Genomic DNA, 23,002 nt, shown 5'->3' on the forward strand with positions numbered 1-23,002 from the left:
TCTCAGTTATGGCAGTAAGAGCCTTCTACTCCCAATTCTTGGAGAGCAGAATACGGTGGAACGGTCGTTTATATGTGGCCGGTGAAAATCGACGTATCAAGATTCCTTCTGGCTATATTCGGAACCCGATGAGTTGGCAGAAGAAAATTCTGGCAAAGTGAGGGTGATCCTGAAACACTCTTAAATCACCGTGCACCTAGTGCACGGCTATTTCAGGCCGTTATTTTCTTCTCACGCATTAGCTTTCAAACCTTTTCTGTGCCATTATCATGGCCCAAACCGCTCTCGGTCGGTTCCACGAACGGCTCCCTAATCGAAAACAAGCTGAGCTCTTCGACTGGAAACTTGACGAACCAGTCTCTCATCGAACGATCTATAACTTGACTGAGCGGGTCGCAGACCGGCTGCGACCCGCATATGAGGAAGTCAAAGATAGCGTAGCGGAGAGCGACGTGATCTATGTCGATGAGACGGGATTTCCCGTAGACGGTGAACGGTACTGGGTCTGGACGTTCGTAACTGAAGATGAAGTGCTGTACACAGTTGATGAGAGTCGAGGCAGTCAGGTGTTAGAGGATGTCCTCGGCGAGGAGTTCGCCGAGGACGCTACGCTCAGCTGTGACGGTTGGTCGGCCTATCCAGCGTATCACACGAAGTTACAGCGATGCTCGGCACACTTGTTGCGGGAGGCGGAGTTCGTTGCTGATCGGTACGACGAAGCGCAGCAGTTGTGTGATGAGTTGCACGAACTCCACGATGATCTGACTGCCTTTACCGAGAGAAATCCATCGATGCCCTCCTCAGCGTCACTGACGACCGTCGCGTCGTCAGTGACTGCGTCGATGTCATCGAGGTCGGCTGCTGTCTCGTCCCAATCAGCATTGACCGAGAGATCTAGCAGGGAGCGTGACTCCTCGGCAGTGTCTTCGCCGAGCGTGGCCTGGACGGAGTGGTACGCGCGGTCGTCGTCTTGACTGTGACACTTCGTGCCGTCAGGAATAACTGCATCAGCGTCTGTGTCAGCGACACAGTCGGGGAGGAATTGCTTGAGCTTGCTGCCGTACTCTTTGGCGCGACGGTTAATTGTGGTCGGCGACGGCATCTCCGAGAGGATGCCGTCGCCGTGGTCAGCAGCATCACGATAGCTGAGCGAGGTGGCGAGATCGACGCTCTTGGTTGCAATGTCCTGCTGATAGCGGTTTTGCCCGTCGAAGCTGAGAACATCTTCGACGGGCCGGAAGTAGCTGGATTCGTCGTGGTCAGCGGCGGTATCTTCGACGTAGTGAAGGTCGAATTCGTGTTCACCGGCAGTTGTGACGGCCGTGCGGGTGTCGGTACCGGCGCGTTGGAATCGCTGTTCACCATTGCCGTGGGCGTGTTTCTCGCCACAGAGCGCCTCGAGGCGGCTCGCGTCGAGGCTCTCGACCAGTCCTTCGAGAAGAACTGATTCGACGTTCTGGTCAGTGACGAACTCGGCGAGCGTGGCCAGCGGTATCGTTTTGTCGTCGTCAATGCTAACCGTCAACCGCACGTCGATTGTGGCGTGCATGGGACACCTCTTGGGTGGACACCAGAGGCGTCCCGTTCTTCACGGGAGCCAGTTGCTACTGAACTCTAGAGGACTTTGGGACACGACCGAGGAGTTGCGTCGGCAGTGGAAGATCAAAGCGAACGGCGTTGGTGTACCGGCATCACAGGCAACGGCCGCGGGCTGACCGTGGTCAGCCCACGGCCTACGCGGTGGTCGGTGAGCGACAGCTTTCAGCAGAGATTGCCGTGATTCGGTAGACCTCACTTGTTCGGAGCGGTGAATTGGAGCGGTCTCAATCTACGCCGCGGTAGCAACAGAAACTGACCGTCAAATCATACAAAAACTGACTGTTTCGTGGTGTTCAGGCAGCGCTCTCCTGACTCGTTCGGGAAGTAACGACCATCGCAGCTGCAGTCAATGCTTGGTGGACGAAAACTGGAATCACCGTGAGAGCCATCTCTACCGGCTGATTCTCATTTCCGCTATCCAACTACCCCGTTCAGAGCTGGTAATTAAAAAATAAAGCGCAAGGATGCATGTATTCGTGAAAGGACATGACTCCGTGGAGGGGGAGCTTGGAACGGCAGTTTTTGAATGAATCGTCATCTAATCCCACTATAATTATGCTGTTGGGCATTCTATCCCAATAAGGATGCAAAGAATAAGTATTATTACGGTATATGTCCATACATTCTACTGACCTATTCTTATATGTAATAATATGTCAGTATTACTTCCGCATATCATTGCCGACCCTTTGAATATTTCCTGAAGCAAACAGGGCTAGCAAACTCCATAAAATAGGGTGATATGCCAAGTCGTTTGCCAGGGCCATTACTAAACAACAGGCAACCAGTGAACCAAATTCTATACGCATATATGAGCTCTGCGAATTTAGAACAGTTGATACGACAGTTCTGAGTAAGAAAGCTGAAAAAATAATTCCGATGAGACCGAGTTCATAGAGGATTTGTAAATAGGTGTTATCGGTTGCTACAGAGTAACCAATTATCGGTTCCACGGATCCAGGAAATGCACCAAGTCCTACGCCAAGGATGGGGTTCGATTTGAGAAGTTCAAAGCCAGCACTCCACTGGACTGTTCTACTAGCTAGATCCCCCCGAAGGACTTCTTGCGGAATGCTACTGAACCGGCTTAAAATCTCTGCGGGAAGAAGAAAGTATAGGAATCCAACTGAAACTACTGTGAAGATTGCTATTGCAGGAATACTTCTCTTGGGTCTGAGTGTGATTACACGCATGGTGTAATAAAAAAATATGCTTGCTAATCCTACATATGCGGTTCTTGATCCCGTTAGAACAATTCCCAATGAAATAATTACTGCAGCACCAGCGAGGAATATGCGGACTCTTTTTCTCTTTCCACTTCTCCCCAAATAAGAGATACAAGGAATGCTAAATACCAGTGAGAACGCTACAGAATTTGGGTTTAAACTTCCTACGGTGTATCTCCCAGCAGTGAATGAATTACCGATTAGATAGTTTGCAAGTAAAAGGAGGCAAAGAATTAGAGCCCCAAGTGTGTAAGCGTACAGGGGTGGTTTGATAGATTTTCTGCTTGCAAACGTATATGATAATATTAATATAATACCAACCAAAAATATATTTCGGAGTGAAGAAAGGGTAGTCGCTGGCGGATAGCTGGACCAGAGTATACTTAAGATGGGAAAAGAGACGAAAGAAATGCCTACTAAGTGGAATTTGTGGAGGGCCATTTCCGATCTATGTTTTAGCACTGAGATTATCCAAATAACCCCGACAAGCACCCCTACAACTTTTCCGATAGTTACTGACGCTGAGATAGTGAATAGGCCTCTTATTGGTAAAATAAACAGAAAAACCAAGGTAGAAAAATACAATAAATCTTTCACTGTAACCAAATTCGAATCGAACCTGTGGCCCATTGCTGAGTAATCATCTATCATTGTAGGCCCCTATAGATGTCTATTATATCGCCGATCACTCTTCCTGGTTTATACTTATTATAGACATGCTGTTGGTTTGTTCGCCCAATGGTACTTTTATTTTCATAAGCGAACTTAACAGCCTCGGCAATGCCTGTAGGATCCTTCGGATCTACCAGAAGTTCATCATGAGGAATTGCCTCCGGTGGCCCGCCGATATTGGTACAAACTACTGGTAACTGAGCTTGCATAGCCTCAAAAATTGTTCTGTTTAGTGGTTCAGGCCAAATCCCGGGATGGACGAAGACATCAGCGTCAAGGTAAATTGAGGGTAGTTGGCCATACGGGATAGACCCAGTGAGGGTTACTTGATTATGAAGACTGTTTTCTCTAATTTTGTTCTCTAAGTCTTCCCTCATTTTTCCATTTCCCACTATTTTTAAACTGTATCTCTTTGGAAGATGGGCGGCCGCTTCTATCAAATATTCAACCCCCTTCCCTGGTCTCAAGGCACCAACGTAAAGTATCTCGCCACCACTGTCAGTGTTATCTATATTCGGCTCGATAAACGACTCATCCAGCATATTGGGGACGACTTCCATCGCATTTCTATCGAATCCTTTATTGTCATATATATTATAAACTGATTTGCTCAGGGGAATGAACTTGTTAATAGATTTAATACACTTTAATAAAATCTTCCCTGTAGTTGGGAGTCCAATATATTCATAAATTCTTCTTTTGAGAGATGGGCTAATGTTCATTACTTTTTGTTCAAAGAATGCGTAAGAATTCAACGTTGCTACCGTTGGAATGTCATCGAAATCAGATATAAATCCAACAGCCGGGTGCAAATCCATGTTGTAGCTGTGAATTATGCCATCTCTGTACATATGATTTCTAATTTTGTCGAGGGCCCGCACGTTAGATATTTCTTTAATTGGAGTCTGTATATCCCCCAATCTCTTAATCAGAATATCGCCATCCCTTGTTTGTTCTTTGCCGTCAAAGGCGAGCACTTGGACATTATCGATTTCTTTATGCCCAGCAAGCGTTGTTGTTAGGAGTTTTGCACTCAGTACACCACCGCCAATAATCGGTGGTGGATAGCGGGGCGTGACGACTGTAACATTCATGAATTATTTATATAATAAATGTTCATTTGTATCCCAGGCTTTCAAGACGATCAGTCACTACTTCCGTAGATTGATCGTCTACTTGGTTCGCAGGTGGGTCAGGTACTATTTTCCGATTATTTCCACCCAAGTCTAACCACGGGACTTCAACAAGCTGGCGGGTGTGAGTTCCACGGGGATGGCCCCACTCACGAATTGGGATGGGAAATGAACGCTCCCCCACCATATTCCCATGATCGGATGTGACAACAGTCCGCCCATCCAAGGTATCAGCCAAGTCTCTAATGGAGTCCAGTACATGTTCCAAATTGTTTTCATATAATTCCCATATGCGGCTTTTTTTTACAGAAAGTTTTCCAGTCATAAGCCCTGCCCAGAATGATTTATTATTATTTGGATCATACAGCTGACCTTTATCGAATTTCACTTCTGAATCGAGGAATGGGTAATGTGGCTGAATATAGTGAACAATCAACCGCTTTTTATTATACTCGGAAGCTGCATGACGTGCATATTCGGTCACAGTTTCTGGTAATACGGTTTGATATTCGCTATCCCATCCATCATCCTTCCACACATGAATAACATTATGAAATTCACAGTTAATTGTATCTTTGTGTCGGTAATATTGAGGATTAGCAGTGACGTAGACTGTATCGTGTAGGACTCTATCAGAAAAATTTCCGATAAGGAATTCTGTCGTACTTGATCCCATCGACTCAATCTTTTTAAGATTCCCTTCTAACTCATTGTGGTTCTGAAACATGTCGTACCTACACGCATCTAGAAGTAACAAGTTATCCCACTCTGATTCCATTATATCTTTCCCGTTAACATTTTGACTAGAGGATCCCTTGGATTCAAAGTATATTTTATTACATTTTCTCAGTATTAGATTGGGCGATCTGAGGCCCTTTTTCAATCGCTTAGTAGAGAGCATAATCAGCCAATTGAGAACAGTTGAATAATAGATTGTCGATACAGTTCTTCGAAGGCAAATTCGATATTTAAAGATTCATCGGCTCACTGGTCCAGAAGTTCGGTACTTCCCAACTAGCGTAATCAGCTGAATTGAATCGCTGAATTAACCACACGAAAGTGTCTGGATCTGGATGTGTTCACTATCCCTGATCCAGACGGGTTCCTTTCGGCGTCGGATGTCAAAGACGTAGCGGAAGAGGTCATTACCGCCCTTCCCTTGCCGGGTGTCGAGGGGAGCCCCCTCGACCCCGGCGACATCTGGCTTGTCGTTATCATGGCCTGTATCAATCAGAACTCGATTTGGGATACCTGCAACGACACCAACGGAACACCGTGCGACGACACTGTTCTGACGTGGCTGCATACACTCAACCGTCAGCGGCTTGAGTTCGTCGCAAACCTTCTGCTCGGACGCCTTACGATGACGATTCTCGACCCTGACCGGTCGAGAATCGTCTCCATCGACTTCATCGATAACCCATATCACGGCGATCACTACGCCAATGAAGGCGAACTCTGTTCGATGGCCCCCAAAGATGGCACGACCACGTGCCATCGCTACTGCACGGCGTACGTCGTCTCCAACGGGAAGCCGGTGACACTGGCAATGACCTATGTCCGCAATGACGAGGACGAGGCTGACGCGGTCGAGCGTGTGCTCGCCCGCGTCGAGAACTATCCCTTCGAGATCGACCTGTTGCTTGCCGACAGCGGCTTCTATAACGAGCGCGTCATCCGCCGCGCTCGTGATATCGCCGCAACGGTCGTTCATGTGCCCAAGAAGGGTGAGCGGATGAAGGACAAACTCGACACCCACAAGTCGTACATGACGACGTATCGGATGTACAAAGACAGCGAGCGGGAACTGCGCTTCCCGCTCGCGGTCGCTGTCTCCTATCAGAACGGTGATCGAGGTAAGCACGGTGAGGTTGTTCGTGGCTACGTGGCTTGCGGCGTCACTGATCGGTCACCGAAGCAAGTTGAACACCTCTACAGGAAGCGTTCAGGCATTGAAACGACCTATCGGTTGCTTCGGCAAGCACGCGGGATCACGACGACGCGTAATCCCGTCGTGCGGTTTGCCATTATGTTAGTCGCAGCACTGCTGGAGAACCTGTGGCTAGTGCTGCGATGGGCGGTCGTCGCCCGCCCTCGGCGGGGCGGGCGCGACCTCCCCGAAGAATTCACGTTCAAGACTTTCCGTGACTGGATTCGTCACGAGTTAGAAGAGGAGTTGCGTCGGCAGTGGAAGATCAAAGCGAACGGCGTTGGTGTACCGGCATCACAGGCAACGGCCGCGGGCTGACCGTAATGACCTCGGCGCGATCTGAAAGCTAATTCTCAGTTATGGCAGTAAGAGCCTTCTACTCCCAATTCTTGGAGAGCAGAATACGGTGGAACGGTCGTTTATATGTGGCCGGTGAAAATCGACGTATCAAGATTTCTTCTGGCTATATTCGGAACCCGATGAGTTGGCAGAAGAAAATTCTGGCAAAGTGATGGTGATCCTGAAACACTCTTAAATCACCGTGCACCTAGTGCACGGCTATTTCAGGCCGTTATTTTCTTCTCACGCATTAGCTTTCAAACCTTTTCTGTGCCATTATGGTCAGCCCACGGCCTACGCGGTGGTCGGTGAGCGACAGCTTTCGGCAGAGATTGCCGTGATTCGGTAGACCTCACTTGTTCGGAGCGGTGAATTGGAGCGGTCTCAATCTACGCCGCGGTAGCAACAGAAACTGACCGTCAAATCATACAAAACTGACTGTTTCGTGGTGTTCAGGCAGCGCTCTCCTGACTCGTTCGGGAAGTAACGACATTCGGAGAAGGAGCGGGCGGCGAGGCTCAGCTCGCCGCCCGCGATAGGTTGTGCACGATGCACTTACGAGTGAGCTCCCGGAACTGGCCGTGCCACGTTCGGGAGCGTAACCGTTCTCCGTCCTTCTTCAGCATGGAGAACGCAGTTTCACTCATTGTTCGCTGGTTGTACGTATCATCGTCAATCCGGGCGTTATGAGCCTTCTTTAGCCTGCTGTGTTGAATAGCGGCCCCTGAGCGAGGATGATGATCCCCTCAATCTGTGGCGAGTGGTGTCAGCTCCTCACGGCCCCGCTCAGCGAGCGACCGGGCACGAAGAAACCACTATTCAACAGAACACTCCAGACAGTCAAGGAAATTAATGAAGCCACCGTATGTGTCCGGTTCTAAGATGCCCTCGACGCTTTCTCAGCAAGCAGATGTCTCAACTGACCGGCTTTACTGAGTACTGATTCTCCATTTGATACGGTTCATGTCCTTATCGAAGGGGTAAAGCAGTTCGCACCACCAGAATAGCCAAATGGCTCGTGTAGGAATATTCCATCCTGACTTAACGAGGCGGGGTGGAGCTGTGACCGTTGCTGCTCACATAATTAGTGCACTCAAAGGCGATCACAACCTCACTCTTTACACAACGACAGATCCTGATTTCGCTGAATTAAACGAGCGGTACGGAACGAATCTCAGAAAGGACGACATCACCATTTACAAGATCTCTTTAACATCGATAGATCTCGTAAAAAAGTCAAGCTCAGTACTCAACAAAATATTCAATAGTAACTTGAATCTTGATGCACTAAAATTTGCATTGATTCAACGTCATGTGAGATCTACTGATTCTATCGATGAAGAACTCTACATTAGTACAGTGAACGAACTATTCATTAACAAACCCTCACTGCAGTATATCCACTTCCCTACGTTCACAGGCGGGACTGATTCACGCCACATCTCCTGGACGCCAAACAACCTTCATAAAATATATCGAGAAGTGTGTAAAACTATTGTCGGTGTCGAGAACATGGGTTCATCAGCTGTTCTTGTCGCGAACTCCGAGTGGACACGGGATGTTGTTCAGGATACTTACGATCGTCGTGTTGAAGTTGTACACCCCCCGATAAATTTAGAAGATTTCAACTCATCTACTGGTGATAGGGAAGAAGGATTCGTTACGGTTGGTGCTATCCATCATCGTAAAAGACAACTGGAGATGATAGAGATCATCGATGGTCTACGGTCGCAAGGATTCAAGACTCATCTCCACATAGTTGGCGGGATAGACAACAAACCATACTTCGAGAAGGTTAGGAAAAAGTCCGAAGCACGCGATTATATTCATTTAGAAGGGTATGTGGAGCGGAGCGATCTTGTTAATATAATTAAGACACACAAGTACGGTCTTCATGGGCGGCCAAATGAGCACTTTGGAATCGGTGTTGCAGAGATGGTTGCGGGTGGTGCTATCCCCTTTGTTCCAAACGGAGGTGGTCAGGTAGAAATTGTAAATAACCGTCCTGAATTGCAATACGAGAGTACCGATGTAGCGGTTCGAAAAATAAAGAACGTTGTTGAGAATCCTAAACTACAACGTAATCTTCGGGAAGATTTGGAAAGTAAGAGTAATGAGTATTCCGCAAAGAAATTCAAAAATAATATTTTGCAGCTAGTTAACGATATAGCGAAAAATTGCTCTGTCGGTTAGTTCGGATTTATTCCTGAGTTGTAAAATTTACCCGTTAGACATGCCACAGCGAATTGTCTCTTACACAGTAATGCAACTCATCAGAGCTTACTCATACAATCTTCATTGGCTATCTCTTTGAGTGAAACTATTTTGAGGTCACCCTCCTCACGAAGCCTGTTAGCATATGAGAGGATTTCCTCCAGACGGCTAAGAAGCAGTTGAGGGTCAAATCCAAGATCAAATGGATGAAAGCGTAGATGAAAGATTTGCCCAGTTCTCGCTGCCTTGTCAAGACCTGTCTTAGCCCTTGATACTTGTGTCCAGTTGGGTGTATATTCCCAGCCATCATGGAATGGGCGAAACACCTGTGAGCCTGGGACTTCGATCATTCCTTGGTGTTTCTTTGGTGTAACAACTGGGGGGTCCCAAGATAAAGCTTCATTTAAGAACCTGAATGGTTTTCGACTGATATCCGGTATGTTCCATCGTTCGAACCAGATGTCATCACGGCCTCGATATACTTCCAAACCTGCTTCAGCCAGTACGTCAATGTGGTCAATCTGGTTCCTTGGATAAACAAAGCTAGAAGGCTCTATTCCGTGATCTTCAAGCGTTTCCACCGCGGTAGTTACTTCCCACTGTGATATTTCCCGACTACAGTTTGGCGCCCCCAAAATAAGATGACTGTACCCGTGAAGGCCTATGTCCTGTTTTACTGTACAGTTATGTATCACTTCTAGGATTTCCGGAGCATACCACAACTCTGGATCTATTCCGGTTGCACAGGGGAGGGAACCATACCAATCGTTTATCCACTCTAGATTTATCATCGGGAAGCTATCATGAGTACCGTCGCAGTTGTCAAGCAAGTGGGCAACAATAGCCCATGTTGCGGGGACCGTATATTCGTCAAATAAATTACAGAGATCGGTTATAATGTCACGTGCTCTCAGGTATGCGGTCTCATACCGTTCGTATCCTTTTTTAGTGTCAAAGGTGCCCCAAGCTAATTCAGTATCCAATGAAATCGTGAATAGCCCCATTTCATCACTCATGTTATCTAAGATAAATATCCCAGATCTTCCAATCTCTCACCAACGCCAGAATCCATTCGTGAATTTGTTTCCTCCTGCATCCAAGCTTCTACATCTGTTGAGATTTCTGGATTCCTCAATCGGGCATCTGAATCTTGGGAGAACAGGTCAAGAAGGACCTCTCCATCCATGTCTGCAGGGATTGTAGCGTTTTTTAAATGAAGAACAGATGGACCAATGTCGGTGATTTTGACTTTGTCCCTACTCCAGTCTTCTGTAACATTTTCACCATAAGCCATGAAGAGTCCGCTCATCGTATTCTCACCAGACCATTTTTGCGGTTGGTCAAAGGTCTGGTTGGATCCGATACCCCCATCAACATGGACACCTGTAGCCTGGTCTACGATTATGTCGGGGCCTTCTGAGACATGAGGGCCTTCGTAGACTTCTTCAGCGGCAAAAGCATCACGAAGCACTAATCTACCCTCTTCATCACAGAGTCCTGATAGTTCGCTAATTAATTTCTCTCGTAGTTTCTTTCTCTCCTCAAGACTGGTAGACAGAATGTATATCGGCCCCTGTCCACTTGCTACAGCTTGGGAATTCTCCCAATCAATCAAGTGTGATTTTGCACCTCGATCAATGGTACCATCCGTGTCAGGCAACATAGCCTGAATCCGAGACGGGATTATTTTACGCGCCCACCACTCAATGCCAAACGTCCCAAGTAGTGATCGAACCCGGTCCTTGGTAATACCAGTCTTTGCTAACCAATCAGACATGCCCGTTTCTGTTACAAGATACCCATTATTTTCTAACCAGGTATTGATTCTAAACCAAGTATCAACTTCATTTGATCCATGATCAGACATAATGATCAGGTCATCCAACTCTTCTGATTGGATCAGTTCCCCGATTCTTCCATCAATCTTTTCCCATGCAGTCTTAACTACATCATGATTCCAATAAAAATGCTGTAACATATTTATATAAAATATTGACAGATGCACAAATTCGCAGTCATTATCTTCAAGAATGTCAATCAGTACATCGAAACGACGGTCTATCAGCTCATAGATTTCGTTCACACATTCATTGTTCGGATTACTCGGTGAAAGTTCCGACAGGTCTTTTGGATGAACATAATAATCATGCTTCTCACGGAGAGTCTCTTCAAAGTCGGGTGGAGAAGTATAGCCCGTTTGTTCTGTGCCAGGCCCTCCTGAAACATGGACCCCATTCGTGGAGGGGGGAGGATAGCTCGTCGGTAGATTGAGGACTGCTCTTTTATCATCCAGATAGTCCCAGTAAAAGTGACCATCAAAGTCATTCATTGAACTTGTATGTTTAACTGTATTCTTTTCACGGTCAACTTTTTCCCACCAAAATACACCTAACTTACCGGGGTTTTTTGCCTTAGCGTAACATTGCCAATTAGGACAAGTTACCGGCGGATAACAGGGCTGCAATTCCGCAGAAACTCCATTAGAACGAATCTTCTCTAAATTCGGTAGGTTCTGATCAATCCAAGGGTCAAGAAGTTCAAACCCAGCGCCATCAAGACCCAGTACGACAGTGGTCATACACTCAAGATAGGAGTAGCACAAATTAACTCTTTCATTTCTGTGTACACCGCTGTTAGCATAAAGTAGAGTCACTCATGTTCTAGCTAAAGCCCGGTATATTGTACCTCGAATCTGATTTGGGAGTACCCGAAGGGTCGTTCTGGTGAAAATATTGAACAGAAAGATTGTGGTGGGGATGAACCCCCTTCTATAGAGTTCTACCTGGGTGCGGATTTCTTCCCGAGCATATTCCAATCCACCTCTTCGTCCATACATTTCCTCACCCGCTCTAACTTTAACCAAGACTTCGGGGATATTAGCAAACGTAGCGCCGTCAAGGAGCATTCTGACCCAGAGGTCATAGTCTTCCATTCTATCCACGGCTCGGTAATTACCTGCATTCAGTGCAGCGTCTTTTTCAAACATGACGGTCCCGTGATTCATAGGACTTCGAAACCGAGCCATTTTATTGATTTCCTCATGAGATGTTGGAACCTCGCGCCGTGCTATGGGATCATTAGGATCGGAGTCGAATTCTTCTATATATCCACCAACAATGTCAACATCAGAATTCTCGTTCAGGAAGTTTAGCTGTCGTTCGAATCGAGAAGGAACCGAAATATCATCAGCATCCATCCGTGCTACAATCTCATATGAACAATTTTCAACCCCAGCTCGGAGAGCGTTTCCCAACCCCTCATTTTCATTAATTTTATGTGTTCTGAGAGCTGTAGGAAACTCATTTGTTTTTACATCTATAACCGATTCTAAATCGTTAGTTAGTGGGCCGTCTTTAACGATGTAGAGTTCTTTGGGTAAGACAGTCTGATCGGCTAAACTCTCAATCGCTTGTTCCAGTTCATTAGGAGTGTCCCCATGATACGTGGGTAGTACGACTGAGATATTCGGCGTAGAAGTGTTGTTATTCATAAAATTTGTCCTCCATTCTGATTCCGGTAGCTCATTATCCAGTACGAGTCAGTTCTAGCAAATAAATAACCCGATGATTGGAAGCCGATTTAACAGTTTCCATATGAATAGTAATCACTCACATCATTAGCTATCGCGGCTCAATGCGGACCTCGTGCAATCAGCAACACGGATGAGTCTGTGTTAATTACCGGCAGAGAGGAATCGACCCGAGAGAACAAGATTGGCGGGTGGCCCCGATCTATACCTGTTCTACAACCTAGCCGAACATCTGGCGCATCATCGGATGCATCTCCATGAGCTGCTCTTCGGCGATCTCCTCGTACAGCTTGTACGTAATGGAGACCGTCAGTAGCAGCCCGGTACCGGAGACGCCGCCGATGGTACCCAGCATGTTGGCCATCACGGCAAGTAGTCCAACCAAGGCGCCGCCGATGACAGTCACTTGCGGAATGTACCGCTCAAGCACTTTCTCGATGACGCCGACGTTCTGTCGGAAGCCGGGAATCTGCATCCCGGAGTTGTGGATCTGCTTGGCCGTTGCTTCCGGGCCCATGTCGGTGGTCTCGACCCAGAAGACGGCGAAGATGCCGCCGCCGACGATCATCACGAACAGGTCAATCCCGACACGGGTCAGGATCTGCCAGACCGGCTGAGCAGTCCCTTCCAGCCACCACATCCAGTCGCCACGGCTCTGGACGGGAGCGAGGAAGTAGAACAGGCCGCCGGTCGGCTGGCCGTTGGCGTACGTGCCGAGGAACGACGGCATCGAGCCCAGTTGGGCGTTCAGGATACGGCCCAGGAACTGGATGTTCGCCTGTAGCGCCCGGACGAGGATCATCGGCAGGACGCTCGCGTAGATGAGCTTGACCGGGAAGCGGCCACGGGCTCCTTTCACGCGGGCGTTCGACAGCGGGATCTCCACGCGGACCGATTCGGCATAGACGACCACTGCGAAGATGAGGACCGTCGTGAACAGTCCCAGCAGTTCGCCCTGCAGCAACACGGTCTGGAGGCCATCAGCAGCCAGCACTGGCCCGGTGCCGCGCTCGCCGGTGATGAACAGATACCAGGTGTAGATGATCCCTTCGTTGTTGCCGATAAACGGTGTCGTCAGGATGCCACCGATGAGTCGCTGGCTCACGCCGGCGACAATGAACAGGCCGATACCGGAGCCGACGCCCCATTTGGAGATGACCTCGTCCATGAACAGGATGAGGACACCGCCGACGAACATCTGGCCGAAGATGAGCCACTGGACACCGGTCGTGCCGATACCCAGGGAACTCGCGACCGCCGTGTCAGCCGGGAGGAAGCCGCCGGCAAACACCATCGGAAGTCCGGTGAGGCAGATCATCACGAGCACCAGCAGCTTCTGGAGCCCCTGATAGAGGATCTGGTCACGCGGGTCGTCTTGGGTGTTCAGCCCGAGCAGGTCCGCCCCACCGAGGAGCTGTAACACGATGGACGCCGTGACGATCGGACCGATACCCAACTGCATGATGCTCCCCTGGCCAGAGGCCAGAATCGAGGAGAAGCGCCCGAACACCTGTTGACTGGCGTCGATGTCCAGCCCGAACAGCTTCACGTTCGTCAGGAAGAAATACAGCAGGAGCACGCCTCCTGTCCAGGTGAGCTTGCGCTTGAACGGAACGTGTCCGTCCGGCCGCTGGACTGCGGGCATCCGGACAAGCAGTGGTTCGGCGGTGTCCTTCCAGCTCATCGTTCGTTATTCCTCGTCCGCGTCCGCGTCTTCGTCTGTCTCGGCCTCGGCCTGGCGCTCCTGGCCGAGGTCGGTCAGTTCGACGCTCCCGCCTGCGGCTTCGACCTTCTCGCGAGCGCCCTCGGAGAAGTCGTCGGCGATGAGCGTGAGTTCGTGGCGAACTTGGCCGGCACCGAGTACCTTCACGTAATCGGCGTCGTCGGCGTCTTCGACCACATCACGGACATCGACGCGGAAGCCACCGTCTTCGACTTCGGCGACGTCGTCGGCGGCCAGCAGCGTGACGTTCTCGTCGATCTCGCGAACGTCGATAGTGGCGGCCTCTTCCTGCACCTTCTGCGGGCGCTTGAAGCCGCTCTTGCCGAGTGGTTCGTGGTTGTGGAACTCGTGTTTGTCACGGCCTGCGGCACCGCGACCACCGCGGTGGCCGGCACCACGTCGGTTCTTGTGCGAGCCGCCGCCGTGCGTGCGCGAGCCGCGCTGTCGTTTCTTTTTGCTCGTCATTATCGCATCGCCTCCAGGAGGTCGTCGATACCCTCGGTGTCGTGTTTCCCGAGCTGCCCGCCCTCCTTGACGGGGTGTTTGACGCCGTCGTGACCGCCGCGGGGCGGGTGCAGACGGAGTGTCGGGGACAGTCCCTGCTCGCGTAGCGTCGTCTCCTCGGAGAGGAGCGCGAACGCGAGCCCGGAGATGTCGTCGTAGTCCGTGTGCTCGGCGACCCACTCGTCGTCCACGTCGGCGTCGCCCTCGAGCGGCTCGGCGCGCGTCGCCAGGACTGTCTCCAGCGTCTCCTGGCTCGGCTCACCGAAGGCGACGAAGTCGTTGACCTTCGTCACCATGCCGCGGTAGGCGTCCGTCTCGGGGACGAGCGTGCAGTGGTTCACATGGTGGATGTTGAGCATCTCCAGGGTGTCCTGGATGTCGCTGTGCATGTTGACTTCGCCACGGAGCTGGACGAGCGCGTGCATCACTCGATCACCTCTCGCTTCTCGAAGGTTCGTTCGGGGACGCGTGCCTCGGCCGTGTTCTGCAGGGCGTTGAACGTCGCCTTTGCGAAGTTGACCGTGGTGCGCGTGTTCCCGCTACTGCGTGTCCAGATGTCCTCGATACCGGCGAGTTCGAGCACCTTGCGGACGGTCTCTCCGCCCGCGAGGCCCAGCCCGCGCGGGGCCGGCTGCAACTCGACTTCGACGCTCCCGGCCTTGCCCTCGGTGCGCAGCGCGACCGTGTGCGGACGGCCACAGCCACACTCCCAGGACCCGCAGCCGCGGGAGACGTCGATGATGTTCAGCTTCGCGATGTCGATGGCTTTCTGGATGGCACCGCCGACCTGGTCGTCACGCCCTTCGGCGTAGCCGATGAGGCCGTCGCGGTTGCCAACGGCGACCACGCAGCGGAACTTCACGCGGCGGCCGGAGTCTGTCATCCGCTGGACCATGTTGATGTCCAGCACTTCGTCTTCCAGGTCGGGAACGAGCTGGTCGACGACTTCCGATTCTTTCAGCGGGAGTCCGGAGTTCAGCGCCTCCTGCATGGAGTCGATTTCGCCCTCGACGACCTGCTTGCCGAGGCGTGTCCGTGGCTCCCATCCGTTGTTAGCACTCATAGTTCGATGTCACCGTCCAGTAGGGTCTCTCGGAGCTCGTCGAAGTGCTCCGGGAGGTCTGCAGCGTCGAGGTCGCCGCTGTACAGCGGCTCCTCGAGCTGCTCGTCGTACTCGGCGATGTGGGCACCGCGCGTGCGCTGCCAGTCGGCGAGTACGTCGTCGTTGTGTGGAATGTCCAGGCCGGCGTCGATTGCGCCTTCCTGTATTGCGAATACTTTGCTTCCGGGGGTCGGGCTGTTGAGTCCGATGTCGAGCACTGCCTCCTCGATGCCCGCTTCCTTCGCGCGAAGCCCAGCGAGCAGACCGGTGAGGTAGGCCGAGGGCATGTTGCCCGTCGGGGCCTCCCAGCCGTACTCGGCGAGGTCGCTCGAGTGAGCGGACGCGAGAGTGTCGTCGCCGTTGGGGCCAAGCGTCACCAGCTGCGCCCTGACGTGTTTATTGCTCTTTCGAGCAACGAGACGTGGCTTACCGGATTTCAACAGGCGCAACCGCTGATGGTAATCGGTTCTGGCCTCGCGGCGTCGCCGCATCGGAACTTTGTATCGTGGTCCTGTCGCCATTATGCGTCACCGTGGTTTGCGTCGATGTAACGTTCGAGATCGGCAACGCTGTCGAACTCGCCACCGCCGGCCTTGTCGTACAGGTCGCGGTACTGCGAACTCGAAAGCGTTCCCTCGTCACGCAGTTCGCGCAGCTTCGTCCGCTGTGCGCGGATGCGTGACTCCCAGTCCTCCTTGGAGTTCTGCCGTGCGCCTGCCTTGCCCTTCCGGGAACCGGCTCCCTTCTGGTGGCCGTACGCACGCTTCTTCTGGCGCTCCCGGGCGCGTCCACGGGAGTTGCCTTTCTTGTCTTTCGCCTGAACGGCGCCCTCATCGACCAGTTCGCGAACGTCCTCGCGGGTGATCGCGTCGGCGATGTCGCCCTGTCGCTCGGGGTCGAACCAGACGCGGTTCTTCCCGACGTCGAGGACGTCAGCCGCGAGTCGCTTCTGTGCGGAGAGATCAGTCATCACTCACTCACCTCGACTTCGACGTAGGTGGGGTTGAGCACGCGGATGCCCGCGTCCTCGGCTTCCTCCTCGATTCGCTCGCGCTTGCGAGCGCCGACCTTCGAGGCGATACGGACGGCCTCGGTGTCGCCGTCGACGCCTTCGAGGTCGTCCACGTTGTGCACGCGGACCTCCTCGAAGCCGGACGGGTGCTTGCCGCGAACCGCGGTCGGCGAGCGGAAGCCCGCCTCGACCGTGTCGCCCTTGCCCTTGATGCCGCGGCGCTGCTTCGAGAGCTGGCCGCGGGGCTTGCGCCACGAGGTCGAGACGCGCTTTTTCTTGTGGTGGTCCTGACGGTTGAACTGCGGCTTGCCGACCCGGTGTCGCTGGGTCAGGAGCCGCGCGTCCTCGTCGGAGAGGTCCGGCGTCTTGTCGGCGAGCCCGCGGGCCTGGAGTTCCGTCTCCACGTCCTCGTCGGGCGCTTCCTCGCCGCCTTCCTCTTCGACTTCGGCTTCGGTCTCGGACTCGACTTCGAGTCCGCCGACGTCGGCCTTGATTCGGGCCGCCAGCGCGTTCCCGATACCGCTGACATCGGCGAGCGCGGACTGGTCGGCACCGCGAACGTCTTCGACCGATTCGAAGCCGGCCTCGCGGAGCGACTCCGCCTTGGACGGACCGACGCCGCTGATGTCAGTCAGTTCGGTGTACTCTTCCTCTGCTTCGACGTCTTCTTCGTTATCCGCCATCAGGCGTCACCTCGGTTCGGTTTTCGGGTGATGTACACCCCGTCCTGGAACACGCGCACGTCCTTGTCGTTGATGCGCGTGAGCTGCTCGATGTCAGCGGCGGTCTGGCCGACGGCTTCGATGTCGGGACCGCTGATGGTCAGCTCCTCGCCGTCGATTTCGACGTCCGTGTCGCCGTGGATCGTCGTGCGGCGGGGGGCCTTCTCGCCCAGGAAGTTCTCGATGACGACTTCGTCACCCTCGACGTCGACCTGCATCGGGAAGTGAGAGTAAAAGACTTCCATACCGTACTCCCAGCCCTCGGTCACGCCGTGGAACATGTTCTCGATGTGGCTCTGGAAGGTACCGATCGTCGACATCGTCTTGGCGTTGTCCTCATCGGATTCGATGACGACCGTGTCGCCGTCGACGGACACGTCGATGTCAGGGTACCAGAGCCGACGCGTGACGCTGCCGTTGTCCCCCTCGACGGTGATGTCAAGGTGGTCCTGCTCGGCGTCCACGTCCTCCGGAATCTCCAGTTCTACTCGTGGCATTGTTAGTATACGTACGCGATGACTTGGCCACCGACGCCCTGCTCACGAGCCTCGTAGTGGCTCATGATGCCGTGGCTGGTCGTGACGACGAGGGTCCCGTAGTCACGGGCGGGGAGGAACCGCTTCTCCCACTTCTCGAACTCGTCAGCGCCCGCAGAGTAGCGGGGCTTGACCGGGCCACACTCGTTGATGGCTCCTTTCAGTTCGACTTCGAACTCGCCGGCTTTGCCGTCGTCGACGAAACTGAATCCGTCGATGTACCCGCGGTCGTAGAAGACCTCGAGGACGCTGCCGATCTCGTTCGAAGCGGGCGATACTGTCTGCTCTAAGTGCCCGACGCTCTCGGCGTTGTTAAGCGCCGACAGTGCGTTGGCAAATGGGTCGTTCCCTGTCATTGTTAGCTGTACTTCTTGAAGCCCATGCCCCGCGAAATCTCGCGGAAGCACTGGCGGCACAGCCAGATGTCGTACTTGCCGACGAGTCCCTGTTCGCGACCGCAGCGCTGACAGGACTCGAGCTGGCCAGTTCGCTCACTGGTTGCCGTCTCGGAATCGGGCTCGTCTGTGGTTTCACTTTCGCTCATTCGCTCACCTCCACGTCGTAGGTCGACTCGATGAAGGCGACCGCGTCCGCCGGGTTGAGTCGATGCTTCGTCGGAATCGAGCGCGACGCCTTGTCGCGCTTTGCGACGCGGTAGCCGGGGCGGACGAGGTTGACCGTCACGTCCAGCCCGTAGATTCCGATGCTCGGGTCGTACTCCTGGCTCGGGAACTCGGTGTGTTCCTCGACGCCGAAGCTGAAGTTGCCGGTGTCGTCGAACTGACTCGTCGCCAGTTCGGCCAGCGGCAGCGCCGTCTGGAGGAACTCTTCGGCCATCTCGTCGCGGAGCGTGACCTTCGCACCGATGGGGTCACCCTCGCGGATGTCGAACTCGCCGACGGTCCGTTTGGCCTTCGTTCGTACCGGCGTCTGCCCGGTGATTTCCCCGAGGATGTCCTCTGCGTTGGCGAGGTCGCGGCCACCGTGGCCGATACCCATGTGAACGACGACCTTCTCGATGCGCGGTTCGCGCATCTCGTGGAAGTCGCCGCCGGACTCACTCTCGGAGCTCATTCGTCATCACCCGTGAAGTTCTCGTCGATGACGACGACGTACTCTTCGACCGTCTCGAAGCCCTCGCCGTTCTCTTGAGAGACGATGACATTGTTCTGGGCCGACCCCGGCGTCACCTGAATCTCCTCGATCTCGCCGACTTCGCCCGCGTGGGCGCCGTCGACGGCGGTGACGAGCGCGCCCTCTTCGTACTCGAAGTGGGCGACGATTTCGCCGTCCTCGTTGCCGACGACGATGGAGTCGCCAGCGTCGTAGGTCTGGTCGTCCTCGACGATGAGCGTCTCACCGTCGTGGAGGCCCAGCTGGACGTCGCCACCGGAGACGTGGGTCTTGGTGACGATTTTACCGAGCTTGGACTCGGCCGCGTCCGGGTCGATTGCGGTCAGCGCCAGCCGACCACCCTCGCCGGGGAACACGCGGTAGTACTCCTCGCGCTCGGTGAAGGCCAGGATGTCGAACATCCCGACGGGGCGTTCCTCGTCGGAGATGGCCTTCCCGTTGATGAGGACGTTGTCCTCGTTGAGGGCGTAGCGGGCTTCTTTGCGGTTGTCGGCGTAGCCGAGCACGTCCCGAAGGACGATGAGCAGGGGAACCCCGTCCTCACCGTGCGGGCCGGCGCCGGCTTTCACCGTAAACGTCGCGGTCTTGCGCTCTACGGGCCAACTGTCCGGCACCGAGAGTCGCTTCTGGTGGTTACTCATGCGGAATCATCCTCCGAATCGAGACGGGCCTCGCGCTTCTCGTCTTCGAGGTCCAGGTCCGTCACGCGGACGTTCGAGGTGTCGAGCGGTCGCGGGACTTCCTCGCCGTCCGTCTTTTCGAGCGTGACGTCTTCGACGTGGATGACGGCCTTGTCGAGGTCCACCTTCAGGACTTCGCCTTCCTCGCCGGCGAAGTCGCCACGGAGCACCTCGACGGTGTCACCAGCGTTGACGCGGACGTTTCGCTGGCCGTACTCCTCGCGGAGGTCGGCGCTGAGCGTCGCCCGGACCTGCTTGTGCCGCTCGTGAAGCGGGGCACGTCGTTGACTCTTGCGTTGTTTGTCTGGTTGCTTGCTCATGGTTCTATACGATCATCGTCGCTGCTGATGCCACACTGCCGAATCGCTGTGCGACTTCCCGTGCGATAGGACCTTTCAGCTCGGTCCCGCGCGGGTCCTCGTTCTCGTCGACGATGACGGCCGCGTTGTCTTCGAACTTGACGCGGGTGCCGTCGGGTCGACGGATCGGCTTTCGCTGGCGGACGACGACGGCTTCGAGCACCTGGCGACGCATTTCGGGCGTCCCCTTGGTGACCGAGACCGTGATCTTGTCGCCCAGCCCAGCTTTGGGGTGGCGGTTCTTCGTTCCCGAGTAGCCGTGGACGGAAATGACCTTGAGTTCGCGCGCCCCCGTGTTGTCCGCACACGTAATGAGCGAGCCCTTCTCGAGGCCTTGCGTGACGTCAGCACCGAGTGCTTCCATCAGGCATCACCGTCCTGTTCGTCGTTCGCGGCCTCGTCCGAGCCCGCGCTAACGACGACGTGGCTTTTCGTTTTCGAGAGCGGTCGACACTCTGCTATCGTGACCGTGTCACCGACCGCGAGGTCGAGACAATCGGGTGCGTGAGCCGGAACGCGGCTCCGCCGCTTCATGAAGCGGTCGTATTTCGGCACCTTCACGTCGTACTCGCGCTCGACGACAACGGTCTTCTCCATGTCAGTGGAGGCTACCTCGCCGTTCAGTGTCTGTCCGCGCACGGAGAGCTCTCCGTGGAACGGGCAGTTCTGATCGGCACAGGTTTCCTCCGGTTCCTGTACGTTCAGTCCTAGCGCCATAGTGAATCTCCTGTGTTCTCTGTGCGACGAGCGGGACGCGCGACGAGTCGGTCGCCGTCGACCCGGACTCGCTGTCCGGAAACGGCAAAGGCGAAAGTCGCGCTGTCCTTCGGCACGTGCCACACCCGGTCGGCCCCCTCGATTGTCAGCATCTGTGTCGTCTCCATGACGACAGTTCCGCTGATACCGATGGCGTCCGGGTTGGACGCCGCGACGACCTCACAGTCGAGGCCGACGAGTTCGTGTCGTGGGAGCGTCTCGGGTGTCAGTGGCATTATTCGTTCTCCTGCAGGTCGCCTTCTTCGCCCTGAATCGTCTTGATGCGGGCGATGGCCTTCCGCAGCTCCTTGATGCGACCGGGGTTTTCCGGTGCACCACCCGCGGCCTGCACGGCCCGGGCGTTCAGCAGTTCGGTCTTCAGGTCGTCGAGTTCCGCCTCGCGCTCGGCGGGCGTCATGTCCCGAATCTCCTGGACGTGGAGGACGGTCATTCGTCGTCAGCCTCCTCGTCGTCCATTTCGTCCATCAGCTCTTCGGCTTCCGCCTCGACGTCCTCGTCGAGTTCCTCGTCGACAGCGTCTTCGAGTTCGTCGACGTCGACGTCCTCGACATCGTCGTCAGTCGGGACCTCGACGTCTTCCTCGACGATTTCCTCGTCGACGAACTCCTCGTCAGCCTCGGACTCGTCGTCGGCCCCGGTGGCCACGTCTTCGTCGAGTTCCTCGGCCGTCTCGCTGTCTTCGGGCTCGCCTTCGAGGAGTTCCTCGACAGACTCGCCGTCGGTGTCGGCCACGTAGTCCTCGACGTCGACATCCTCGTAGATCTCGAAGTCGTCGGGGAGCTCCGCGTCCGGCGGGATGATCTTGACTCGGACCCCGATGGTACCGAGCTTCATCACGGCGACGCCGACACCGCTGTCGACGATTTCCTCCGCGGGTTCGCCGTTGTGCTTGACGTAGCCGCGGTTGAACTTCTCCACGCGTGAGCGTGCACCGGTGACCTTCCCGGAGAGGACGATCTCTGCGCCGAGCGCGCCCGACTCCATGATACGGTCGATGGTGGTGTGGCCCGCTTTGCGGAAGTACCAGCCACGCTCGAGTGCGTTGGCCAGTCGGTCCGCGACGATGCGGGCGTTGAGGTCCGGCTCGTCGACTTCCTGCACGTCGACTTGCGGGTCGTCGAGGTTGAATCGGTCCTCGAGTTCCGTGGTGATCTTCCGGATGTTCTTCCCGCCCTTACCGATGACCATCCCTGGCTTCTCGGCTTTGAGCACGATCTGGGTCCCCATCGGCGTCTTGGCGACGTCCATGCCGCCGTAGCCGGCGCGACCGAGTTCCTCTGCGAAGAACTCGTCGATCTGGGTCCGCTGGAGTCCGTCCTCGATGAACTGTTGTTCGTCGGCCATTAGTCTTCGACCTCCGGCTCTTCGAGGATGAGTTCGACGTCGACCTGCGGGCTGTTCCACGCCGAGGCACGCCCCATCGCGCGGGGCTTGCGACCCTGCTGCTCGCCGACCTTGTGGGCGGCGACGTGCGTGATCGTCATGGCCTCACCGTCGAAGCCCTGGTGGTCGGCGTTGCCGACCGCGTTCTCGAGCAGGTCGAGGAAGGCCTTGCTGGCCTTCTCCGGGTATCGTCCGGCGTCCCAGCCGTCGACCTTGCTTTTGTGGCCGACGCCCGAGTTGTGCTGTTTGAACGGAACGGGCTGGTCGCCCTCGATAACCGCGTCGAGGTAGTCGACAGCCTCGCCGGCCGTTTTGCCCTTGATTTCGCGGGCGATGGCCTTGCTGTGCTTGAAGCTCATCTGCCGCTCCCGGAGCATCGCTTTGGCCGTCGTGTCCGGGTCGGCTTCGACTGAGTAACTGATTCCCAT

27 protein-coding genes and 3 pseudogenes are annotated in these 23,002 nt (G+C 54.3%); 3 read left to right on the forward strand and 27 right to left on the reverse strand.

Annotated elements, in window-relative coordinates:
* Positions 1-266 precede the first annotated feature (266 nt).
* Positions 267-791 (forward strand): annotated as a pseudogene (locus VI340_RS09820) (IS66 family transposase); the annotation flags it as partial.
* On the opposite strand, the pseudogene VI340_RS09825 reads toward VI340_RS09820, so the two are convergent.
* From VI340_RS09825 to VI340_RS09840, 4 genes and pseudogenes are all read right to left on the reverse strand, one after another.
* A pseudogene (locus VI340_RS09825) lies at positions 791-1,549 on the reverse strand (ISH6 family transposase); the annotation flags it as partial. The pseudogenes VI340_RS09820 and VI340_RS09825 sit on opposite strands and share 1 nt — an antisense overlap.
* Before the next feature lie 712 nt (positions 1,550-2,261).
* On the reverse strand, positions 2,262-3,476 hold the full coding sequence (locus tag VI340_RS09830) for an O-antigen ligase family protein (protein WP_146417093.1): 1,215 nt from the start codon (positions 3,474-3,476) through the stop codon (positions 2,262-2,264).
* Entirely contained in the window at positions 3,473-4,591 is a 1,119-nt protein-coding gene (locus VI340_RS09835; protein WP_146417092.1) for a glycosyltransferase family 4 protein, read from the reverse strand. The genes VI340_RS09830 and VI340_RS09835 overlap by 4 nt, the downstream gene beginning before the upstream one ends.
* A 22-nt stretch (positions 4,592-4,613) precedes the next feature.
* On the reverse strand, positions 4,614-5,408 hold the full coding sequence (locus tag VI340_RS09840; RefSeq protein WP_146417091.1) for a hypothetical protein: 795 nt from the start codon (positions 5,406-5,408) through the stop codon (positions 4,614-4,616).
* A gap of 297 nt (positions 5,409-5,705) precedes the next feature.
* On the opposite strand from VI340_RS09840, the gene VI340_RS09845 reads away from it, so the two are divergent.
* On the forward strand, positions 5,706-6,878 hold the full coding sequence (locus tag VI340_RS09845; protein ID WP_146417090.1) for an ISH3 family transposase: 1,173 nt from the start codon (positions 5,706-5,708) through the stop codon (positions 6,876-6,878).
* 539 nt (positions 6,879-7,417) lie between these two features.
* Here the strand turns inward: VI340_RS09845 and VI340_RS09850 are convergent.
* Positions 7,418-7,612, reverse strand: a pseudogene (locus VI340_RS09850) (transposase); the annotation flags it as partial.
* Between the two features lie 298 nt (positions 7,613-7,910).
* On the opposite strand from VI340_RS09850, the gene VI340_RS09855 reads away from it, so the two are divergent.
* A complete protein-coding gene (locus tag VI340_RS09855; protein WP_146417089.1) occupies positions 7,911-9,092 on the forward strand; it encodes a glycosyltransferase family 4 protein in 1,182 nt (393 codons plus the stop codon).
* Between the two features lie 80 nt (positions 9,093-9,172).
* Here the strand turns inward: VI340_RS09855 and VI340_RS09860 are convergent, their stop codons facing one another.
* The 22 genes from VI340_RS09860 to VI340_RS09965 all read right to left on the reverse strand — a co-directional run bounded on the left by VI340_RS09860 (position 9,173) and on the right by VI340_RS09965 (position 23,002).
* Positions 9,173-10,129, reverse strand: coding sequence for a polysaccharide deacetylase family protein (locus VI340_RS09860; protein ID WP_146417088.1), 957 nt, complete (start codon positions 10,127-10,129; stop codon positions 9,173-9,175).
* 5 nt (positions 10,130-10,134) lie between these two features.
* On the reverse strand, positions 10,135-11,691 hold the full coding sequence (locus tag VI340_RS09865) for an alkaline phosphatase family protein (RefSeq protein ID WP_146417087.1): 1,557 nt from the start codon (positions 11,689-11,691) through the stop codon (positions 10,135-10,137).
* A gap of 75 nt (positions 11,692-11,766) precedes the next feature.
* Positions 11,767-12,603 (reverse strand): glycosyltransferase, encoded by an 837-nt coding sequence (locus tag VI340_RS09870; protein ID WP_146417086.1) that lies wholly within the window; start codon positions 12,601-12,603, stop codon positions 11,767-11,769.
* Positions 12,604-12,862: 259 nt separating this feature from the next.
* On the reverse strand, positions 12,863-14,326 hold the full coding sequence (secY, locus tag VI340_RS09875; RefSeq protein ID WP_008312928.1) for a preprotein translocase subunit SecY: 1,464 nt from the start codon (positions 14,324-14,326) through the stop codon (positions 12,863-12,865).
* A gap of 6 nt (positions 14,327-14,332) precedes the next feature.
* A complete protein-coding gene (locus VI340_RS09880; RefSeq protein WP_008312927.1) occupies positions 14,333-14,830 on the reverse strand; it encodes an uL15m family ribosomal protein in 498 nt (165 codons plus the stop codon).
* On the reverse strand, positions 14,830-15,294 hold the full coding sequence (gene rpmD / locus VI340_RS09885) for a 50S ribosomal protein L30 (protein WP_008312926.1): 465 nt from the start codon (positions 15,292-15,294) through the stop codon (positions 14,830-14,832). Before rpmD ends, VI340_RS09880 begins: the two co-directional genes overlap by 1 nt.
* Positions 15,294-15,932 (reverse strand): 30S ribosomal protein S5, encoded by a 639-nt coding sequence (locus tag VI340_RS09890; protein ID WP_004957374.1) that lies wholly within the window; start codon positions 15,930-15,932, stop codon positions 15,294-15,296. The genes rpmD and VI340_RS09890 overlap by 1 nt, the downstream gene beginning before the upstream one ends.
* Positions 15,929-16,492, reverse strand: a complete 564-nt coding sequence (locus tag VI340_RS09895; RefSeq protein ID WP_336358280.1) for a 50S ribosomal protein L18 — start codon at positions 16,490-16,492, stop codon at positions 15,929-15,931. The genes VI340_RS09890 and VI340_RS09895 overlap by 4 nt, the downstream gene beginning before the upstream one ends.
* Positions 16,492-16,941 carry a 50S ribosomal protein L19e gene (locus VI340_RS09900; protein ID WP_008312924.1) on the reverse strand — a complete coding sequence of 150 codons (450 nt, stop codon included), beginning with the start codon at positions 16,939-16,941 and terminating at the stop codon, positions 16,492-16,494. The genes VI340_RS09895 and VI340_RS09900 overlap by 1 nt, the downstream gene beginning before the upstream one ends.
* A complete protein-coding gene (locus VI340_RS09905) occupies positions 16,941-17,666 on the reverse strand; it encodes a 50S ribosomal protein L32e (RefSeq protein ID WP_004516954.1) in 726 nt (241 codons plus the stop codon). Before VI340_RS09905 ends, VI340_RS09900 begins: the two co-directional genes overlap by 1 nt.
* A complete protein-coding gene (locus tag VI340_RS09910; RefSeq protein ID WP_004591564.1) occupies positions 17,666-18,202 on the reverse strand; it encodes a 50S ribosomal protein L6 in 537 nt (178 codons plus the stop codon). Before VI340_RS09910 ends, VI340_RS09905 begins: the two co-directional genes overlap by 1 nt.
* Before the next feature lie 2 nt (positions 18,203-18,204).
* A complete protein-coding gene (locus VI340_RS09915; RefSeq protein ID WP_004516956.1) occupies positions 18,205-18,597 on the reverse strand; it encodes a 30S ribosomal protein S8 in 393 nt (130 codons plus the stop codon).
* A 2-nt stretch (positions 18,598-18,599) separates the two neighbouring features.
* Entirely contained in the window at positions 18,600-18,785 is a 186-nt protein-coding gene (locus VI340_RS09920) for a 30S ribosomal protein S14 (protein ID WP_008312921.1), read from the reverse strand.
* Positions 18,782-19,315 carry a 50S ribosomal protein L5 gene (locus tag VI340_RS09925; RefSeq protein ID WP_004591562.1) on the reverse strand — a complete coding sequence of 178 codons (534 nt, stop codon included), beginning with the start codon at positions 19,313-19,315 and terminating at the stop codon, positions 18,782-18,784. The genes VI340_RS09920 and VI340_RS09925 overlap by 4 nt, the downstream gene beginning before the upstream one ends.
* A complete protein-coding gene (locus VI340_RS09930; protein ID WP_008312920.1) occupies positions 19,312-20,016 on the reverse strand; it encodes a 30S ribosomal protein S4e in 705 nt (234 codons plus the stop codon). Before VI340_RS09930 ends, VI340_RS09925 begins: the two co-directional genes overlap by 4 nt.
* Positions 20,013-20,375, reverse strand: coding sequence for a 50S ribosomal protein L24 (gene rplX, locus VI340_RS09935; RefSeq protein WP_008312919.1), 363 nt, complete (start codon positions 20,373-20,375; stop codon positions 20,013-20,015). The genes VI340_RS09930 and rplX overlap by 4 nt, the downstream gene beginning before the upstream one ends.
* 4 nt (positions 20,376-20,379) lie before the next feature.
* The gene (locus tag VI340_RS09940) at positions 20,380-20,778 is read right to left on the reverse strand and encodes a 50S ribosomal protein L14 (RefSeq protein WP_004516961.1); all 399 of its coding nucleotides are present in this window, start codon (positions 20,776-20,778) and stop codon (positions 20,380-20,382) included.
* Positions 20,778-21,131: a 30S ribosomal protein S17 gene (locus VI340_RS09945; protein ID WP_008312918.1), complete on the reverse strand. Its 354-nt coding sequence runs from the start codon at positions 21,129-21,131 to the stop codon at positions 20,778-20,780. The genes VI340_RS09940 and VI340_RS09945 overlap by 1 nt, the downstream gene beginning before the upstream one ends.
* On the reverse strand, positions 21,122-21,406 hold the full coding sequence (locus VI340_RS09950; protein ID WP_336329133.1) for a ribonuclease P protein component 1: 285 nt from the start codon (positions 21,404-21,406) through the stop codon (positions 21,122-21,124). The genes VI340_RS09945 and VI340_RS09950 overlap by 10 nt, the downstream gene beginning before the upstream one ends.
* A complete protein-coding gene (gene rpmC / locus VI340_RS09955) occupies positions 21,406-21,621 on the reverse strand; it encodes a 50S ribosomal protein L29 (RefSeq protein ID WP_004516964.1) in 216 nt (71 codons plus the stop codon). Before rpmC ends, VI340_RS09950 begins: the two co-directional genes overlap by 1 nt.
* Positions 21,618-22,535 (reverse strand): 30S ribosomal protein S3, encoded by a 918-nt coding sequence (locus VI340_RS09960; RefSeq protein WP_008312915.1) that lies wholly within the window; start codon positions 22,533-22,535, stop codon positions 21,618-21,620. Before VI340_RS09960 ends, rpmC begins: the two co-directional genes overlap by 4 nt.
* Positions 22,535-23,002 (reverse strand): 50S ribosomal protein L22, encoded by a 468-nt coding sequence (locus VI340_RS09965; protein ID WP_008312913.1) that lies wholly within the window; start codon positions 23,000-23,002, stop codon positions 22,535-22,537. Before VI340_RS09965 ends, VI340_RS09960 begins: the two co-directional genes overlap by 1 nt.

Source organism: Haloarcula sp. CGMCC 1.6347 (assembly GCF_037078395.1).
In the GTDB taxonomy this organism is placed as follows: Archaea; Halobacteriota; Halobacteria; order Halobacteriales; family Haloarculaceae; genus Haloarcula; species Haloarcula amylolytica.

Bases quoted from the DNA above. Each gene is read 5' to 3' on its own strand.
- VI340_RS09830 (WP_146417093.1), bottom strand. From the start codon at position 3,476: ATGATAGATGATTACTCAGCAATGGGCCACAGGTTCGATTCGAATTTG.
- VI340_RS09835 (WP_146417092.1), bottom strand. From the start codon at position 4,591: ATGAATGTTACAGTCGTCACGCCCCGCTATCCACCACCGATTATTGGC.
- VI340_RS09840 (WP_146417091.1), bottom strand. From the start codon at position 5,408: ATGGAATCAGAGTGGGATAACTTGTTACTTCTAGATGCGTGTAGGTAC.
- VI340_RS09855 (WP_146417089.1), top strand. From the start codon at position 7,911: ATGGCTCGTGTAGGAATATTCCATCCTGACTTAACGAGGCGGGGTGGA.
- VI340_RS09860 (WP_146417088.1), bottom strand. From the start codon at position 10,129: ATGAGTGATGAAATGGGGCTATTCACGATTTCATTGGATACTGAATTA.
- VI340_RS09865 (WP_146417087.1), bottom strand. From the start codon at position 11,691: ATGACCACTGTCGTACTGGGTCTTGATGGCGCTGGGTTTGAACTTCTT.
- VI340_RS09870 (WP_146417086.1), bottom strand. From the start codon at position 12,603: ATGAATAACAACACTTCTACGCCGAATATCTCAGTCGTACTACCCACG.
- secY (WP_008312928.1), bottom strand. From the start codon at position 14,326: ATGAGCTGGAAGGACACCGCCGAACCACTGCTTGTCCGGATGCCCGCA.
- VI340_RS09880 (WP_008312927.1), bottom strand. From the start codon at position 14,830: ATGACGAGCAAAAAGAAACGACAGCGCGGCTCGCGCACGCACGGCGGC.
- rpmD (WP_008312926.1), bottom strand. From the start codon at position 15,294: ATGCACGCGCTCGTCCAGCTCCGTGGCGAAGTCAACATGCACAGCGAC.
- VI340_RS09890 (WP_004957374.1), bottom strand. From the start codon at position 15,932: ATGAGTGCTAACAACGGATGGGAGCCACGGACACGCCTCGGCAAGCAG.
- VI340_RS09895 (WP_336358280.1), bottom strand. From the start codon at position 16,492: ATGGCGACAGGACCACGATACAAAGTTCCGATGCGGCGACGCCGCGAG.
- VI340_RS09900 (WP_008312924.1), bottom strand. From the start codon at position 16,941: ATGACTGATCTCTCCGCACAGAAGCGACTCGCGGCTGACGTCCTCGAC.
- VI340_RS09905 (WP_004516954.1), bottom strand. From the start codon at position 17,666: ATGGCGGATAACGAAGAAGACGTCGAAGCAGAGGAAGAGTACACCGAA.
- VI340_RS09910 (WP_004591564.1), bottom strand. From the start codon at position 18,202: ATGCCACGAGTAGAACTGGAGATTCCGGAGGACGTGGACGCCGAGCAG.
- VI340_RS09915 (WP_004516956.1), bottom strand. From the start codon at position 18,597: ATGACAGGGAACGACCCATTTGCCAACGCACTGTCGGCGCTTAACAAC.
- VI340_RS09920 (WP_008312921.1), bottom strand. From the start codon at position 18,785: ATGAGCGAAAGTGAAACCACAGACGAGCCCGATTCCGAGACGGCAACC.
- VI340_RS09925 (WP_004591562.1), bottom strand. From the start codon at position 19,315: ATGAGCTCCGAGAGTGAGTCCGGCGGCGACTTCCACGAGATGCGCGAA.
- VI340_RS09930 (WP_008312920.1), bottom strand. From the start codon at position 20,016: ATGAGTAACCACCAGAAGCGACTCTCGGTGCCGGACAGTTGGCCCGTA.
- rplX (WP_008312919.1), bottom strand. From the start codon at position 20,375: ATGAGCAAGCAACCAGACAAACAACGCAAGAGTCAACGACGTGCCCCG.
- VI340_RS09940 (WP_004516961.1), bottom strand. From the start codon at position 20,778: ATGGAAGCACTCGGTGCTGACGTCACGCAAGGCCTCGAGAAGGGCTCG.
- VI340_RS09945 (WP_008312918.1), bottom strand. From the start codon at position 21,131: ATGGCGCTAGGACTGAACGTACAGGAACCGGAGGAAACCTGTGCCGAT.
- VI340_RS09950 (WP_336329133.1), bottom strand. From the start codon at position 21,406: ATGCCACTGACACCCGAGACGCTCCCACGACACGAACTCGTCGGCCTC.
- rpmC (WP_004516964.1), bottom strand. From the start codon at position 21,621: ATGACCGTCCTCCACGTCCAGGAGATTCGGGACATGACGCCCGCCGAG.
- VI340_RS09960 (WP_008312915.1), bottom strand. From the start codon at position 22,535: ATGGCCGACGAACAACAGTTCATCGAGGACGGACTCCAGCGGACCCAG.
- VI340_RS09965 (WP_008312913.1), bottom strand. From the start codon at position 23,002: ATGGGAATCAGTTACTCAGTCGAAGCCGACCCGGACACGACGGCCAAA.